Source organism: Modestobacter lacusdianchii, from assembly GCF_054177765.1.
Genome location: NZ_JBJJTJ010000002.1, coordinates 217,042 through 232,302, shown reverse-complemented (window position 1 = coordinate 232,302; position 15,261 = coordinate 217,042). Strand labels below are relative to the sequence as shown.

13 protein-coding genes are annotated in these 15,261 nt (G+C 72.8%); 7 read left to right on the top strand and 6 right to left on the bottom strand.

Features of this window, described 5'->3' with window-relative positions; all coding sequences use genetic code 11:
- Window positions 1-186: 186 nt before the first annotated feature.
- Window positions 187-1,209 carry a LacI family DNA-binding transcriptional regulator gene (locus ACJTNH_RS02585; protein ID WP_458172706.1) on the bottom strand — a complete coding sequence of 341 codons (1,023 nt, stop codon included), beginning with the start codon at window positions 1,207-1,209 and terminating at the stop codon, window positions 187-189.
- A gap of 199 nt (window positions 1,210-1,408) precedes the next feature.
- On the opposite strand from ACJTNH_RS02585, the gene ACJTNH_RS02580 reads away from it, so the two are divergent.
- The 7 genes from ACJTNH_RS02580 to ACJTNH_RS02550 all read left to right on the top strand — a co-directional run bounded on the left by ACJTNH_RS02580 (window position 1,409) and on the right by ACJTNH_RS02550 (window position 9,264).
- Window positions 1,409-2,728, top strand: coding sequence for an extracellular solute-binding protein (locus ACJTNH_RS02580; protein ID WP_458172705.1), 1,320 nt, complete (start codon window positions 1,409-1,411; stop codon window positions 2,726-2,728).
- A gap of 173 nt (window positions 2,729-2,901) precedes the next feature.
- Window positions 2,902-3,894, top strand: coding sequence for a carbohydrate ABC transporter permease (locus tag ACJTNH_RS02575; protein WP_458172704.1), 993 nt, complete (start codon window positions 2,902-2,904; stop codon window positions 3,892-3,894).
- Between the two features lie 9 nt (window positions 3,895-3,903).
- Window positions 3,904-4,812 carry a carbohydrate ABC transporter permease gene (locus ACJTNH_RS02570; RefSeq protein WP_458172703.1) on the top strand — a complete coding sequence of 303 codons (909 nt, stop codon included), beginning with the start codon at window positions 3,904-3,906 and terminating at the stop codon, window positions 4,810-4,812.
- A gap of 52 nt (window positions 4,813-4,864) precedes the next feature.
- Window positions 4,865-5,962, top strand: coding sequence for an ABC transporter ATP-binding protein (locus ACJTNH_RS02565; RefSeq protein WP_458172702.1), 1,098 nt, complete (start codon window positions 4,865-4,867; stop codon window positions 5,960-5,962).
- Window positions 5,963-6,102: 140 nt separating this feature from the next.
- The gene (locus ACJTNH_RS02560) at window positions 6,103-7,500 is read left to right on the top strand and encodes a GH1 family beta-glucosidase (protein WP_458172701.1); all 1,398 of its coding nucleotides are present in this window, start codon (window positions 6,103-6,105) and stop codon (window positions 7,498-7,500) included.
- Window positions 7,497-8,222 carry an SDR family NAD(P)-dependent oxidoreductase gene (locus tag ACJTNH_RS02555; RefSeq protein WP_458172700.1) on the top strand — a complete coding sequence of 242 codons (726 nt, stop codon included), beginning with the start codon at window positions 7,497-7,499 and terminating at the stop codon, window positions 8,220-8,222. The genes ACJTNH_RS02560 and ACJTNH_RS02555 overlap by 4 nt, the downstream gene beginning before the upstream one ends.
- A gap of 70 nt (window positions 8,223-8,292) precedes the next feature.
- Window positions 8,293-9,264: a glycoside hydrolase family 88 protein gene (locus ACJTNH_RS02550; protein ID WP_458172699.1), complete on the top strand. Its 972-nt coding sequence runs from the start codon at window positions 8,293-8,295 to the stop codon at window positions 9,262-9,264.
- Window positions 9,265-9,295: 31 nt separating this feature from the next.
- On the opposite strand, the gene ACJTNH_RS02545 is transcribed toward ACJTNH_RS02550, so the two are convergent.
- The 5 genes from ACJTNH_RS02545 to ACJTNH_RS02525 all read right to left on the bottom strand — a co-directional run bounded on the left by ACJTNH_RS02545 (window position 9,296) and on the right by ACJTNH_RS02525 (window position 15,202).
- Window positions 9,296-10,663 carry a glycoside hydrolase family 6 protein gene (locus ACJTNH_RS02545; protein WP_458172698.1) on the bottom strand — a complete coding sequence of 456 codons (1,368 nt, stop codon included), beginning with the start codon at window positions 10,661-10,663 and terminating at the stop codon, window positions 9,296-9,298.
- 360 nt (window positions 10,664-11,023) lie between these two features.
- Window positions 11,024-12,154, bottom strand: coding sequence for an ABC transporter ATP-binding protein (locus ACJTNH_RS02540; RefSeq protein WP_458172697.1), 1,131 nt, complete (start codon window positions 12,152-12,154; stop codon window positions 11,024-11,026).
- Window positions 12,151-13,221: an ABC transporter ATP-binding protein gene (locus ACJTNH_RS02535; protein ID WP_458172696.1), complete on the bottom strand. Its 1,071-nt coding sequence runs from the start codon at window positions 13,219-13,221 to the stop codon at window positions 12,151-12,153. The genes ACJTNH_RS02540 and ACJTNH_RS02535 overlap by 4 nt, the downstream gene beginning before the upstream one ends.
- Before the next feature lie 5 nt (window positions 13,222-13,226).
- Window positions 13,227-14,168, bottom strand: a complete 942-nt coding sequence (locus tag ACJTNH_RS02530) for an ABC transporter permease (protein WP_458172695.1) — start codon at window positions 14,166-14,168, stop codon at window positions 13,227-13,229.
- A 29-nt stretch (window positions 14,169-14,197) separates the two neighbouring features.
- Window positions 14,198-15,202, bottom strand: a complete 1,005-nt coding sequence (locus ACJTNH_RS02525) for an ABC transporter permease (protein WP_458172694.1) — start codon at window positions 15,200-15,202, stop codon at window positions 14,198-14,200.
- Window positions 15,203-15,261: the final 59 nt, after the last annotated feature.

Sequence of the window (15,261 nt, the reverse complement as noted above, 5' to 3'; positions counted from 1 at the left end):
GGTGCCGGCAGCAGCGGACGGACAAGTCCAGATGAAGGCACGAAGCCAGTCACATGAAGGGTCACGCCCACCGCTGCCGGCCATCAGCCCATCACCGAAGGACCGACCCGGCCAGCCTCACAGTCACCTGATCACTGCTGGGGACGGGCGCGGGGAGGTCGCCGGACGTGGTCCGGGGCGCCGCGCTCAGGCCGAGGCGCGGCGGACCAGCTGGGTGCGGCAGATCCGGGACTCCGCCGGCTCCCCCTCGATCTGGCGCAGCAGGAGCTCGGTGAGCAGCGGGGTCATGTCGGTGAGCGGCTGGGCGATGGTGGTCAGCGGCGGGTCGCAGCGCTCGGCGACCGCCGCGTCGTCGAAGCCGACCACCGCGACGTCCTCGGGCACCCGCCGGCCGGCCTCGCGCAGCGCCCGGAGCGCACCGACCGCCATCGGGTCCGAGGCGACGAAGACCGCGTCGAGGTCGGGCGCGCGGTCCAGCAGCGCCGCCATCGCCCGGGCGCCGCCGGTCTCGGTGAAGTCGCCCTCCGCGACCAGGTCGGAGCGCAGCTCCTGCCCGGCGGCCTGCAGCCCGGCCTGGTAGCCGGCCAGCCGGTCGACGCCGGCGATCATGTCCAGCGGGCCGGTGATGGTGGCGATCCGCCGGCGCCCCGAGGCGGCGAGGTGGGCCGCCGCCGCCTGCGCGCCGCCGCGGTTGTCGGCGTCGACGAAGGCCACCGCGCGGTCGTCGAAGGGCCGGCCGCACAGCACCAGCGGGATGCCGGCCTCCTCGAGGATGTCCGGCAGCGGGTCGTCGCTGTGCACCGACATCAGGATCACGCCGTCCACGTGGCCCTGGCGGGCGTACCGGCCGATCTTCTGCTGCTCCCGCTCGTCCTGGGCGGTGAGCAGCACCAGGTTCAGGTCGGTGTCGGCCAGCGTCGCGGAGACCCCCCGGACGATGCTGGCGAAGAAGGGGTCGGAGAAGACCTGGGTGTTCGGCTCGTTGAGCACCAGCGCCACCGTGTCGGTGCGCCGGGTGACGAGGCTGCGGGCCATCCGGTTGGGCACGTAGCGCAGCTCGGCGACCGCCGAGAGCACCGCCTGCCGGGCCTCGGGACTGACCTTCGGCGAGTCGTTGACGACCCGGGAGACGGTGGCCCGCGAGACGCCGGCGAGCACGGCGACCTCGTCCAGCGTCGGCGACGCGGTGCGGGAGGTCGTGTCGGTCATGGGTCTCCAGAGCTCGGGCCGGTGCGCACATGGTGCACCGTGAGAGCGCTCTCGAACAGCCCCGGGGCGTTACCCAGCTGTTACTTGACAGCCGGTTGTGGCCCAGACCACTCTGTGCGCCACGGCCGTGAGAGCGTTCTCACGCCCCCGGCGGACGGTGCATCGGAGCACCCGTCCCGGGAAGGACCCAGGAGGTCAGATGTTCCATTCCACGAGGAGCAGGGCGGCGTGGGGGGCGGCTCTGGCCGCGGTCCTGCTGACCGCCGGGTGCGGCGGTTCGGACGACGCGAGCGCCGACGCCGCCGACTACGACCCGGACGCGCCGGTCACCCTGACCGTCGGCACGTTCGGCACGATGGACTTCGACAACGCGGGGCTCTACGAGGAGTACATGCGCCTCCACCCGAACGTCACCATCGAGCAGAACAACGTGGCGCAGTCCGCGGCGTACTACAAGTCGCTGCAGACCCGACTGGCCGCCAACTCCGGCCTCGACGACATCCAGGCGCTGGAGATCGGCTTCATCGCCGACGTCGTCGCGAACCACTCCGACGCGTTCGTCGACTTCGCCGCCGAGGACAACGCCGACGAGCTCGAGGGCAACTTCTACGACTGGAAGTGGGGCCAGGCCTCCACCCAGGACGGCCAGACGATCGGCCTCGGCACCGACTCCGGCCCCCAGGCCATGTGCTACCGCAAGGACCTGTTCCAGCAGGCCGGTCTGCCGACCGAGCGCGCCGAGGTCGGCCAGCTGTGGCCCACCTGGGACGCCTACCTCGACGTGGCCCGCGACTACAAGACCAGCACCGGCAACCCGATCCTGGACAGCCCGGCGAGCATCTTCTCCTCGTCGGTCTACCAGGACGACGAGGCCTACAACGACGAGGACGGCAACCCGATCCCCGAGGAGAGCAGCGGCGTCGAGCGGGCCTGGGGCTTCGCCAGCCAGGCCGCCGAGGAGGGCCTGACCGCCAACCTCAGCCAGTTCGGTGACGAGTGGAACGCCGCCTTCTCCAACGGCGCCTTCGCCACCATCGCCTGCCCGGCCTGGATGCTCGGCTACATCAACTCCCAGATGGGCGACGCGGGCGCCGGCCTGTGGGACATCGCCCCGCTGCCCGGCTCCAGCGAGTCGGCCTCCAACTGGGGTGGCTCGTTCCTCGGCGTCCCCAAGAACGGCGACAACGTCGAGGCCGCCAAGGACCTGGCCGAGTGGCTGACCGCCCCCGAGCAGCAGATCAAGCTGTTCACCGAGACGGCCCACTTCCCGTCCAGCCCGCAGGCCGCCGACGACCCGCAGGTCAAGGACGCGGTGAACGAGTACTTCAGCGGCGCCCCCACCGGCCAGATCTTCGGTGAGGCCGCGGAGGGCATCCGCCGCACCCCGATCGGGCCGTACGACACGCAGATCCAGGAGGCGTTCACCACGGCGCTGACGGACATCGCGTCGAACGGCACCGACCCGGACGACGCGTTCCAGGACGCGATCAGGGCCTCGGAGCAGGCCATCGGCGGCTGAGCCACCGGCTCAGCGCACCCACCGGACGCGGTGCCCGGGAGCGAATGCCGCTCCCGGGCACCTGCACCGGTCCTGCGGCCGGACGACGTCCCCGCCGCCTGGACGCCCCGGCCCGCTCCGGCCCCCGGGGACACCCCCGATCCGCCCCGTCCCCGAACACCCCGAGGCCCCGCATGACCATCGCGAGCCAGAGCCCCCGTGACGCGCTGATCGCCGCGCCCACGGTCATCAGCCAGCTCGACCCCGACCGCCCGCCCGCCACGCGCCGCCGGACCAAGCTGACCCGCAACAACTGGGGCTACGCCTACGTCGCCCCGTTCTTCCTCGTCTTCGGCGCCTTCAGCCTCTACCCGTTCCTCTACACCGCCTGGGTCTCGCTGCACCGCACGAGCCTGTCGAACATCGACGGCGGCACCTGGGTGGGCCTGGAGAACTACCGCAACCTGCTGCAGAGCGAGTTCTTCTGGAACGCCGCCCGCAACACCCTCACGATCGGCATCCTCTCGACGGTCCCGCAGCTGTGCATGGCCCTGGGCCTGGCCCACCTGCTCAACTACAAGCTCCGCGGCCGCACCTTCTTCCGCACCGCGATGCTGATGCCGTACGCGACGTCCATCGCCGCCGCCACCCTCGTCTTCGCCCAGCTCTTCGGCCGCGACTACGGCCTGATCAACACGATGCTGGAGGCCGTCGGCCTGGAGCGGATCGACTGGGAGTCCGGCACCTGGACCAGCCAGTTCGCCATCGCGGTGATCGTGACCTGGCGCTGGACCGGCTACAACGCGCTGATCTACCTGGCGGCGATGCAGTCGATCCCCGGGGAGCTGTACGAGGCCGCCGAGATCGACGGCGCGAGCAAGTGGAAGCAGTTCCTGCACGTCACGATCCCGTCGCTGCGCCCGACGATCCTCTTCACCGTCGTCGTCTCGACCATCGGCGCGGTCCAGCTGTTCGGTGAGCCGCTGCTGTTCGCCGGCAACGGCACGACCTCCGGCGGCTCCTCAGGCCAGTACCAGACGCTCGGCCTGCTGATGTACCAGCAGGGCTGGAGCAACTTCCACATCGGCCAGGCCGCCACCACCGCCTGGGCCATGTTCATGATCATCCTGGTGATCGTGGGGGTCAACGCCGTCATCGGCCGCCTCCGCGCCCGGGCCGACCGGTAGGAGACCGGCATGGCGACCCTCGCTCCCCCCGTCCCCGACGCCGGCCGGGACCCCTCCCCCGCCGCTACCGCCACCCGCCGCCGGCACCGGGGCGGCAGCAAGGCCGGCAGGCCCGGCCCGGTCACCTACACGCTGCTCACCCTGACGACGCTGGTGTCGATCTTCCCGCTCTACTGGACCCTGGTCGCGGGGTCGCACACCAACGCCGAGATCGCCGCCACCCCGCCGCCGTTCCTGCCCAACGCCAGCCTGTTCGACAACTTCAGGCTGGCGCTGGAGCAGGCGCCGATCGGCAAGGCGATCGTCAACTCGGTCCTGGTCTCCGGCGCGATCACCGTCGGCACCGTGCTGTTCTGCACGCTGGCCGGGTTCGCCTTCGCCAAGCTGAACTTCCGCGGCAAGGGCGTCCTGCTGGCCCTGGTGATCGGCACGATGATGGTGCCCACCCAGTTGTCGGTCATCCCGCTGTTCATGATGATCGCCGAGCTGCAGTGGGTGAACCAGCTGCAGGCGGTCATCCTGCCCACGCTGGTCAGCGCCTTCGGCGTGTTCTTCATGCGGCAGTACCTGATCTCCTCGCTGCCCAACGAGCTGCTGGAGGCCGGCCGGGTCGACGGCGCGTCGACGTTCCGCATCTTCTGGTCGATCGTCGTCCCGGTCGCCCGGCCGGCGATGGCCGTGCTGGCGATGCTGACCTTCCTGACCGCCTGGAACGAGTTCTTCTGGCCGATCATCGCGCTGACCACCGCCAACCCGACGGTGCAGGTGGCGCTGGCCGGGCTCGGATCGGGCTACGTCCCCCAGCAGTCGGTGATCATGGCCGGCACCCTGCTCGGCACCCTGCCGGTCCTGGTCGTCTTCACGATCCTGGGCAAGCAGATCGTCGGCGGCATCATGCAGGGCGCGGTGAAGGGATGACCCGCTGCGCAGCTCCGTCCTCCCCCTCCCTCCTCCCGAGAGGTGCCTGACCATGGCAACCGTGTCCTTCCAGCAGGCCAGCCGGATCTACCCCAAGGCCGAGCGGCCGGCGGTCGACTCGCTGGACCTGCAGATCGCCGACGGGGAGTTCCTCGTCCTGGTCGGCCCGTCCGGCTGCGGCAAGTCCACCTCGCTCCGGATGCTCGCCGGGCTGGAGGAGGTGGACTCCGGGTCGATCGTGATCGGCGACAAGGACGTCACCGACGCCCCGCCCAAGGACCGCGACATCGCGATGGTGTTCCAGAACTACGCCCTGTACCCGCACATGACGGTCGAGGAGAACATGGGCTTCGCGCTCAAGCTCGCCGGCATCGGCAAGGAGGAGCGGGCCACCCGGGTGCGCGAGGCGGCGAAGATCCTGGACCTGGAGTCCTACCTGTCCCGCCGGCCCAAGGCCCTCTCCGGTGGCCAGCGCCAGCGGGTCGCGATGGGCCGGGCGATCGTGCGCAACCCGCAGGTGTTCCTGATGGACGAGCCGCTGTCCAACCTCGACGCCAAGCTCCGGGTGCAGACCCGCACCCAGATCGCCGCCCTGCAGCGCCGGCTGGGCACCACCACCGTCTACGTCACCCATGACCAGGTCGAGGCGATGACCATGGGCGACCGCGTCGCGGTGCTCAAGGACGGCGTCCTGCAGCAGTGCGACACCCCCGGGGCCCTCTACGACCGCCCGGCCAACGTGTTCGTCGCCGGCTTCATCGGCTCCCCGGCGATGAACCTGGTCACCGGCGAGGCCGTGGACGGCGGCGTCCGGATCGGCGGCGCGGTGCTGCCGGTCCCCCGCGAGCAGCTGAGCCGGGCCGCCGCCGGCCACGGCAGGGTCACCGTCGGCTTCCGCCCCGAGGCGGTGCGCCTGGTCGGCCCCGGCGAGGGCCTGCCGGTGCGGGTCGAGGTGGTGGAGCAGCTGGGTTCGGACGCGTTCCTCTACACCTCGCTGGCCGACGCCCACGAGGACGTCCTGCACTCCTCCGACCTCGTCGTCCGCACCGAGCCGCGCACCGCCGTCACCGCCGGGCAGCAGCTCTGGCTGGGCGCCGACCGAAGTGCCCTGCACGTCTTCGACGCCCAGACTCAGCAGCGGGTCGACTGAAGAAGGACCCCCCTGCCCCCCACCGCTCGCACGCTCGCGGCGGGCCCCTGCAGGGGGCCGAAGCACCTCCCGCGCGACCCGGTACCGGCCGCGCCGGTCAGCCACGACCACAGACCACCCGAGCTAGGAGCAGCACCGCCATGACCTCCACCGACGTGCGCCCGGACACCGCCTCCGGGCTGTCCTTCCCGCCCGGCTTCACCTTCGGCGCCGCCACCGCCGCCTACCAGATCGAGGGCGCGGTCGACGTCGACGGCCGCGGGCCCTCGATCTGGGACACCTTCAGCCACACCCCCGGCAAGACCCACCTGGGCCACACCGGCGACGTCGCCGTCGAGCACTACACCCGGTACCCCCAGGACGTCGCCCTGATGAAGGACCTCGGGCTGGACGCCTACCGGTTCTCCGTCTCCTGGCCGCGGGTGCTCCCGGCCGGGGCCGGCGCGATCGAGCAGCGCGGGCTGGACTTCTACCGCCGGCTGGTCGACGAGCTGCTCGAGGCCGGCGTCGCGCCGTGGCTGACGCTGTACCACTGGGACCTCCCGCAGGCGCTGCAGGACCAGGGCGGCTGGGCCGACCGGGACACCGCGTACCGCTTCGCCGAGTACGCCGGGGTGGTCTACGACGCCCTGGGCGACCGGGTGCCGCACTGGTCGACGCTGAACGAGCCGATGTGCAGCTCGCTGCTGGGCTACATGGCCGGCCAGCACGCCCCCGGCCACCAGGACCCGGTCGAGGCCTCCCGCGCGGTGCACCACCTGCTGCTCGGGCACGGCCTGGCCACCCAGGTGATGCGCGACAAGGGCGCCGACCACCTGGGCATCACGCTGAACTTCACCCCGATGAAGCCGGCCACCGACTCCGCCGCCGACGTCGACGCCGCCCGCCGGCTCGACGGCCAGCAGAACCGGATGTTCCTGGTGCCGATCGCCACCGGCGAGTACCCGGCCGACGTCGTCGACGACCTGGCCGCCGCCGGGGCGCCGCTGCCGGTCCAGGACGGCGACCTCGAGATCATCTCCACCCCCGTCGACTGGCTGGGGATCAACTACTACTTCCAGTCCACCGTGCGCGCGCTCAGCGAGCCCAGCGGCAAGCACCCGACCTTCATCGGCGCGGAGCTGGTCGAGGACCTCCCGCCCGAGGGCCCGACCACCACGATGGGCTGGGGCATCAACCCCGAGGCGTTCACCGAGCTGCTGACCTGGATCAGCGGGGTCGCCCCGGGCCTGCCGATGTTCATCACCGAGAACGGCTCCGCCTGGCCGGACCAGGTCTCCGCCGACGGGCAGGTGCACGACCCCGAGCGGGTCGACTACCTGCTGCGCCACCTGGCCGCGATGACCGAGGCGATGGACGCCGGCGCCGACGTGCGCGGCTACTTCGCCTGGTCGCTGCTGGACAACTACGAGTGGGCCCGCGGCTACGACCAGCGCTTCGGCATCGTGCACGTCGACTACGAGACCCAGGTCCGGACGCCGAAGGACAGCGCCCGCACCTACGCCGACGTCATCCGCAGCGCCAAGGACGGCGTGTGACGGGCGGCTCCCCCAGCGCCGACCTCGCGGGACGCCGGGTGCTGCTCACCGGCGCCTCCCGCGGGGTCGGCGCGGCCGTCGCGCGGCAGCTGGTCGCGGCCGGCGCCGACGTGCTGGGCACCGCCCGGGACGCGGCGGCCCTCGACGCACTGGCCGCGGAGCTGGCCGACGCGCCCGGCTCGTTCACGTCCCTGGTCGCCGAGCTCACCGACGAGGCCACGCCCGAGCGGCTGGCCGAGGCGGTCGGGCAGCGGTGGGGTGCGCTGGACGTGCTGCTGAACAACGCCGGGGTGATGCTCGCCCGCGAGGCCCGTTTCGAGGACGAGCCGGCCGGCACGCTCGAGGAGAGCCTGCTGGTCAACTGCGTCGTCCCGCACCGGCTGGTGCTGGCACTGCTGCCCGCCCTGCGCAAGGGCGACGAGCCTCGGGTGGTGCACGTCAGCTCCGGGGCGGGCACCACCGAGCTCATCCGGGACGCCGGCATCGGCAGCTACCGGGTGAGCAAGTGGGCGCTCAACGGGCTGGTGCTCATGCAGGCCGCCCAGCTGGCCGGCGAGGTGGCGGTCAACGCCCTGGACCCCGGCTGGGTGCGCACCGACCTCGGCGGCGACGAGGCCCCCGGCACGCCGGAGGAGAGCGCGGCGGGCGCGCTGGCACTGCTGCGCGAACCGCCGTCGGTGACCGGCCGCATCTTCAAGGACGGCGCCGAGATCGCCTTCTGAGGCCGTTCACCACCGCTTGAGCCCTGCCCCGCACCGGGGGCAGGGCTCAAGTCGTCCGGAAGGACATCCCGTGCTCGATCAGGACACCCGCCGGCGCGTGCTCGACTGCCTGCTGGTGAGCCAGCGCCACTCCTGGGACCAGGGCCTCACGGCCGCGGCGCTCGACGACGCCGGCACGCCCGGCCCGCTGCGCGCGCTGGTCGACGACGCGGTCGCCCGGCAGCGGGACGACGGGCGGCTGGCCGAGCTGGACCCGGCGTGCGCGGTGAACGGCGGCGCGGTCGGTGAGTTCGTGCACGCGCTCGCCGTCCGCACCGGCGACCCGGCGCTGTCAGCGGCGGCGGCCCAGCAGCGGGCCTGGCTGACCAGCGGGGCGCCGCGGGCCGCCGACGGCACGCTGTTCCACCTGCTCGGCAGCCGGCAGGTGTGGGCGGACTCCGTCTACATGGTGGTGCCGTTCCTCGCCGCGGTGGGCGAGCCGGCCGTCGCGCTCGCCCAGCTCGCCGGCCACCGCGCCCGGCTGCGCGATCCGGACACCGGCCTGTGGGCGGCGCGCTGGGACGAGGACGACGACGCCCTCGCCGACGCCCGCGCCTGGGGCACCGGCAACGGCTGGGTCGCTGCCGGGGCCGCGCGCACGGTCGGCCGGCTGACCGGCGAGGACGCCCGGGCGGTGGCCGCCGAGGTGCGCGAGCTGCTGGACGCCTGCCTGGCGCACCGCCGTCCGGACGGGCTGTTCGGCGACGTGCTCGACGACCCGTCCGGGCCGGCGGACACGAACGTGGCCGCGATGCTCGCCACCGCGGCGCTGACCGGGGCGGCCGAGGGCTGGCTGCCGTCGTCCTGGGGCGAGACGGGCGGGTCACTGCTGGCGGCGGTGGTCGACCGGGTCGACGACCTGGGCCGGGTCACCGGCGCGAGCGCCGCCCCGCACTTCGACCGGCCCGGCTGCTCCCCCGAGGCCCAGGCCTTCCTGCTGCTCGCCGACGCCGCCGCTCGGCGATGGCGGGCCGGGACGCACCGGGGCGCCGCGTCGAGCTGACGCGGCGCCCCGGTGATCTCGACCCCCTCGGTCAGCGCAGCCGCGGCTCCGCCAGCCAGGCGAGCTCCAGTGCCTGCTCGGGGAACCACGCACCGGCGGCCGGGTCGGTGATGCCGCCCCACTCCGGGTCGGTGGTGCTGCCGGCGATCCCACGGTTGCACTGACCGTCGGACTGACCCGGCGTCTTCACCCAGAGGTAGGCGTCCAGCAGCGGGAAGGCGGCCTCCGGCATGGCCTGCGGGGTCTGGCCCAGGCCGCGGCCGGGCGGGTTGCACCAGGTCTGCGGGTCCGGGTAGGACGTGCCCTCGGCCGGCGCCCACGGCCCCTGCCCGTTGCGGCTGGTGTCGAGCACGAAGTGCTCGGTCGGCTGCACGCCGCCCAGCTGCTGGGCGTACCGGGAGTTGACCCCGGCGGTGTTCGCCGTGGGGTCGGCGGCCGTGTCGCTCCACTCGACCATCGGGTCGAGGGCGACGCCGGTGAAGTCGTTGGCGGGGCCACCGCTCCAGTACTGGTCACCGCAGCTGCCGTAGTCGCCGACGGTGACCACGGTGACGTAGGTGACGCAGCTGGAGATCCAGGTGCCGTACTGCTGCAGGTTGGGCGTGTACTGGTAGTTCGAGGTGTTCAGCGCGAAGCCCTGGAACTGCTGCACCTGGGCGCGGACCAACCGCTCGGAGATGCTGCCGACGTTGTGCCAGCTGCTGTGGCCGGCGTCGAGGTAGACCAGCGCGTTCGGGTTGGCCCGCTCGATGGCCTGACCGACGTAGGTGATGTCGGCGAGCCGGCCCTCGTCGGTGGGCTCCGTGCCCACCGGGTAGGTGCCTGCCGGGCAGTCACCTGGCATCAGCGCCAGGCCGTCGGGCTCGATGACCACCGTCACCGTGCCGCCCTTGGCGATCCCGGCGGCGACACCGTCGGCCCACGCGCGGTAGGCAGCGTCGTCGGCGGCACCGCCCGCGGAGTACTGCGAACAGTCCCGGCCCGGCACGTTGTAGACGACCAGCGTCGGCACCGTCTTCTGCGCCTTCGCCATGAGCACCGCGCGCTGGGCCTGCGAGCGGACCTCGGCCGGGGTCCCGCCGGTGAGCCACACCGCCTGCGGGGTGTCCACCTCGGCCTCGATCAGGCCGGCCTCGGCGAAGTGCCGTGCCCTGCGCGCGTCGCTGATCTGCCGGCGTGCGCCGGGATCGGCCTCGGGCGTGAAGAACGCGGTGCCGGCCGGCAGGACCGCCGGCTCGGGTGCCAGCAGCGCCGGCGGCTGGGCGGGCGCCGCAGGGGCGGCGGGCGGAGCAGCAGGGGCGGCCACGGCCGGGGAGACCGTGGTCAACCCCCCGGCCGCAACGGCCGCAGAGACGGCCAGCAGGGTGGCACGCCTGCGGATCGGGGAGCTCGAGAACATCGTCGTCCTGTCGTCGGTTGATCGACGGAGCCGGCACGGCGCCGTGAGAGCGCTCTCACAGGCGACAGACGAAGGCCGTCGGTCGGCTGTGGGAGCGGTCACACTCTCTCCCGTCGATCCGGCATCTGACAAGTACCCGACCGTTTCGGATCCGGTTCGACCGCACGGTCGGGGATCCCGACCGGGCGACGTGCCCAGGACGGTCGCCAGGCGGCGGCCAGCTCGCCACGACTCCCCGAGCCCCGCGGCCACCGACCACCCCGGGCGGTCGGTGCGCGGGCTGGCGGATGGACGGATGGCCGAGCCGGACACACGGCCCCGGAGGCGCAGTGGCGCGGGCGCCGAGTTCGTCGACCTGGCTCAGCGGAACTCGACGGGTTCGTCGAACCCCTCGAGCATCGTGTCGTTCGCGTCCCGCCCGCCCGGTGCGGCGATGGCGACCCCCTGCGAGGCCCCCACCTCCCGCGGTGACCGCGCGGTCAGCTCGCCGGACCGGATCTGCTCGGCCCAGTGGCAGCTGACCAGGTGCCCCGGTGCCAGCTCGCGCAGGACCGGCGCCTCGTCGTCGCAGCGGGTCTCCTGCCGCCAGGGGCAGCGCGTGTGGAACCGGCAGCCGGAGGGCGGGGCGGCCGGGGACGGCAGGTCGCCGGAGAGGATGATCCGCTCCCGCGAGTCCTCGACCACCGGGTCGGGCACCGGGACGGCGCTCATCAGCGCCCGGGTGTAGGGGTGCAGCGGCTGCTCGTACAGCGCGTCGGCCGGGGCCTGCTCGACCAGCGAGCCCAGGTACATGACCCCGACGACGTCGCTGATGTGCCGCACGACCGCGAGGTCGTGGGCGATCACCAGGTAGGTGAGGCCCAGCCGGTCCTGCAGCTCCTCCAGCAGGTTGAGCACCTGGGCCTGCACCGACACGTCGAGGGCGGAGACCGGCTCGTCGGCGATCAGGAGGTCGGGCTCGACGGTGATCGCCCGGGCGATCCCGATGCGCTGGCGCTGGCCGCCGGAGAACTCGTGCGGGTACCGCCGCAGCGCTGCTGCGGGCAGCCCCACCGCGTCCAGCAGCTCCCGGATCCGGCGGGCGATGGCCGCCTTGTCCCCGCCCAGACCGTGCGCGCGCAGCGGCTCGCCGAGCAGCGACTCGACGTCCTGGCGGGGGTCCAGCGACCCCAGCGGGTCCTGGAAGACCATCTGCATGCGGCGCCGCATCCTGCGCAGCGGCTCACCGGACAGCGAGGCGACGTCGGTGCCGTCGAAGACCACCTCGCCGGCGGTGGGCTCCTCCAGCCGCAGGATCGCCCGTCCCAGCGTCGACTTGCCGCAGCCGGACTCACCGACCAGCCCGTACGTCGTCCCGCGGTCGATGGAGAGGTCGACCCCGTCCACGGCCTTGACGTGGCCGACCGTGCGGTCGACGAACAGGCCGCGCTTGATCGGGAAGTGCACCTTCACGCCGCGGACCTGCAGCAGCGGCTCGGCCGGGGTGGTCATCGCTCGGCTCCTGGTGTCGTGGGCGAGCCGGCGACGGGCGGGACGGCGAGCGGGTGACGGCAGCGCAGCTCGCGGCCGTACCCGTCGTCCTCCAGGGGCACCGTCGAGCCGGACACCTCGGTGAGGCAGTCGTCCTGGCCGGAGTCGCAGCGGGGGGCGAAGGCGCAGCCCTGCGACCACGGGATGGCGTCCCGCGCCGACCCGCGGATCGGGGTCAGCGGCGTGCCGCGTGTGGTGTCCAGCCGGGGCACGGACGCCAGCAGGCCACCGGTGTAGGGGTGCCGGGGGCGGGCGAACAGGTCGCGCCGGTCGGCGGTCTCGATGATCCGGCCGGCGTACATGACGTGCACCCGGTCGCACAGCCCGGCGACCACGCCGAGGTCGTGGGTGATCATCACCAGCGCGGTGCCCGAGCCCTGCACCAGCTCGCGGAGCAGCTCCAGGATCTGCGCCTGGATGGTCACGTCCAGGGCCGTGGTCGGCTCGTCGGCGATCAGCAGCCGCGGCGAGCAGGCCAGCGCCATCGCGATCAGCGCGCGCTGGCGCATGCCGCCGGAGAGCTGGTGCGGGTACTCCCCCAGCCGCCGGCGCGGGTCGGGGATGCCGACCCGGTCGAGCAGGTCGGCGGCCTCCTCGGTGGCCTCCTTGCCGGTCATGCCCCGGTGCTCCTTGAGCACCTCGGTCACCTGGAGGCCGACGGTCACCGTCGGGTTGAGCGAGGACAGCGGGTCCTGGAACACCATGGCCATGTCCGCGCCGCGCAGCGAGCGGAGCGTCCGGTCACCGGCCCCCAGCAGCTCCTTGCCGTCCAGCCGCACCGAGCCGCTGACCTGCACGCCCCGCCTGGGCAGCAGGCCCATGACCGCCAGCGACGTCACCGACTTGCCGCAGCCGGACTCGCCGACCAGGCCGACGGTCTCCCCCGGGGCGACGGAGAAGCTGACCCCGTCGACGGCCTGGGTGCCGGCCTCACCGCGCCGGGTGAACCGGACGGCGAGGTCCTCCACCTCCAGGACGGGCGCCTGGCCGGCGCCGGTCGCGCGGGACGCGGCGGTCGCTCCGGACACGCGGGTCACCTCCGGAACTTCGGGTCGAGGGCCTCGCGCAGCGACTCACCGAGCAGCGTGAAGCCGAGCGCGACGACGATGATGCACAGCGCCGGGTAGATGGCCAGCTCCGGGCGGAAGGACAGCACCGACTGCGCACTGGAGAGCATGGCCCCCCACTCCGGGCGGCCGATGTCGGGGTCGCCCAGGCCCAGGAAGCTCAGCGCGGCCGCCTCGATGATCGCCGTCGCCAGCGACAGCGTCGCCTGCACGATCACCGGGGACAGCGAGTTGGGCAGCACGTGCCCGAAGACGATGCGGCTCTTGCGCACCCCCAGCGCCTTCGCGGCCACGGCGTAGTCGCTGTCCCGCTGCACGAGCATCGACCCGCGCAGCAGGCGGGCGAAGACGGGGACCTGGGTGACCGCGATGGCGATCATCAGCGCGTACTGGTTCTGCCCCAGCAGCACCGAGATGCTGATCGCCATCAGCAGCCCGGGGATGGACAGCAGGATGTCGACGAACCGCATGACGACGGTGTCCACCCAGCCGCCGAAGGCCCCGGCGAGGACACCCAGCGCCATGCCCGCCGCCGCGCCGAGCACGGTGGAGACGACACCGATCAGCAGCGACTGCCGGGAGCCGTAGATCAACCGGGAGAGCACGTCGCGGCCGAGCTGGTCGACACCGAGCGGGAAGCCCTCGCGCGACCCCGGGATGGAGCCCTGCCGCACCTCGCTCAGCAGCGCCTGCTCCAGCGGGTCGCGCGGCGCCAGCCACGGAGCCAGCGCGGCGATCACCAGGAAGGCGATCACGATGACCGCCCCGATGATGGCCACGGGGTTGCGGCGCAGCCGCCGGATGGCGCTGCGGGTGAGCGAGACGCCGCCGCCGTCGTCGGGCACCTGGCCGGCCCGGGCGGCCAGCTCGTCGATCCGCTGGCGGCGGTTGCCCAGTGATGCGGTCATCGGCCCTGCTCCCTCTCCGGTTCGCGAGCTCACCGGACGCGCACCCGCGGGTCGAGCAGACCGTAGGAGATGTCGACCAGCAGGTTCACGAGCACGTAGACCACCGCGAGGATCAGGATGAAGCCCTGCAGCAGGGCGTAGTCACGGTTGGCGATCGCGTCCCGCAGGGCGGAGCCCACCCCGCCGAAGGCGAACACCGTCTCGGTGAGCACCGCCCCGGACAGCAGCAGGCCGGTCTGCAGGCCGATCGTGGTGGACACCGGCAGCAGGGCGTTGCGGACGATGTGCCGCTGCCGCACGGTCGCCGTGGCCAGGCCCTTGGCGTTCGCCGTCCGGACGTAGTCCTCGTTCACCACGTCGAGCACTGACGCACGGGTGATCCGCACGATGATGGCCAGCGGGATGGTGCCCAGGGCGATGCCGGGGAGGACCAGGTGCAGGACGGCGTCCCACGAGGCGTCGAACTCGCGGGTCAGCAGCCCGTCGAGCACGTAGAAGTTGGTGACGTGGGTCGCGTCGATCCGCACGTCCTGCCGACCGGAGCCGGGCAGCCAGCCGAGCTCGACGGCGAAGACCAGGCGCAGCAGGTATGCCAGGAAGAACACCGGGATGGCGACGCCGAGCAGCGAGCCGATGACCGAGCTCGAGTCGATCCAGCTGCCGTGCCGGCGAGCGGCCAGGTACCCCAGCGGGATGCCGATGCCGATCGCGAAGACCATCGCGAACAGGGTCAGCTCGATGGTGCCGGGGAAGCGCAGGAAGAACTCCGACGTCACCGACTGGCCGGTGCGCGAGGAGGTGCCGAAGTCCAGCTGCAGCGCGCGGCCGAGGAACTTGCCGTACTGGACCAGCACCGGCTGGTCCAGCCCGAACACCTCGTTGTAGCGGGCGATGTCCTCGGGGGTGGCCCGCTCACCCAGGGCGGCCTGGGCCGGGCCGCCGGGGAGCGCGCGCAGCCACGCGAAGAGCAGGACCGAGAGCCCGAGCAGGATGGGGATCAGCTGCAAGAGCCGCCGGACGATGAAGCGGAGCACGCTGTCTGGTCAGCCTTCCTGGACGACGATCGGCGGGGTGGTACGCCACGGGCATGCCA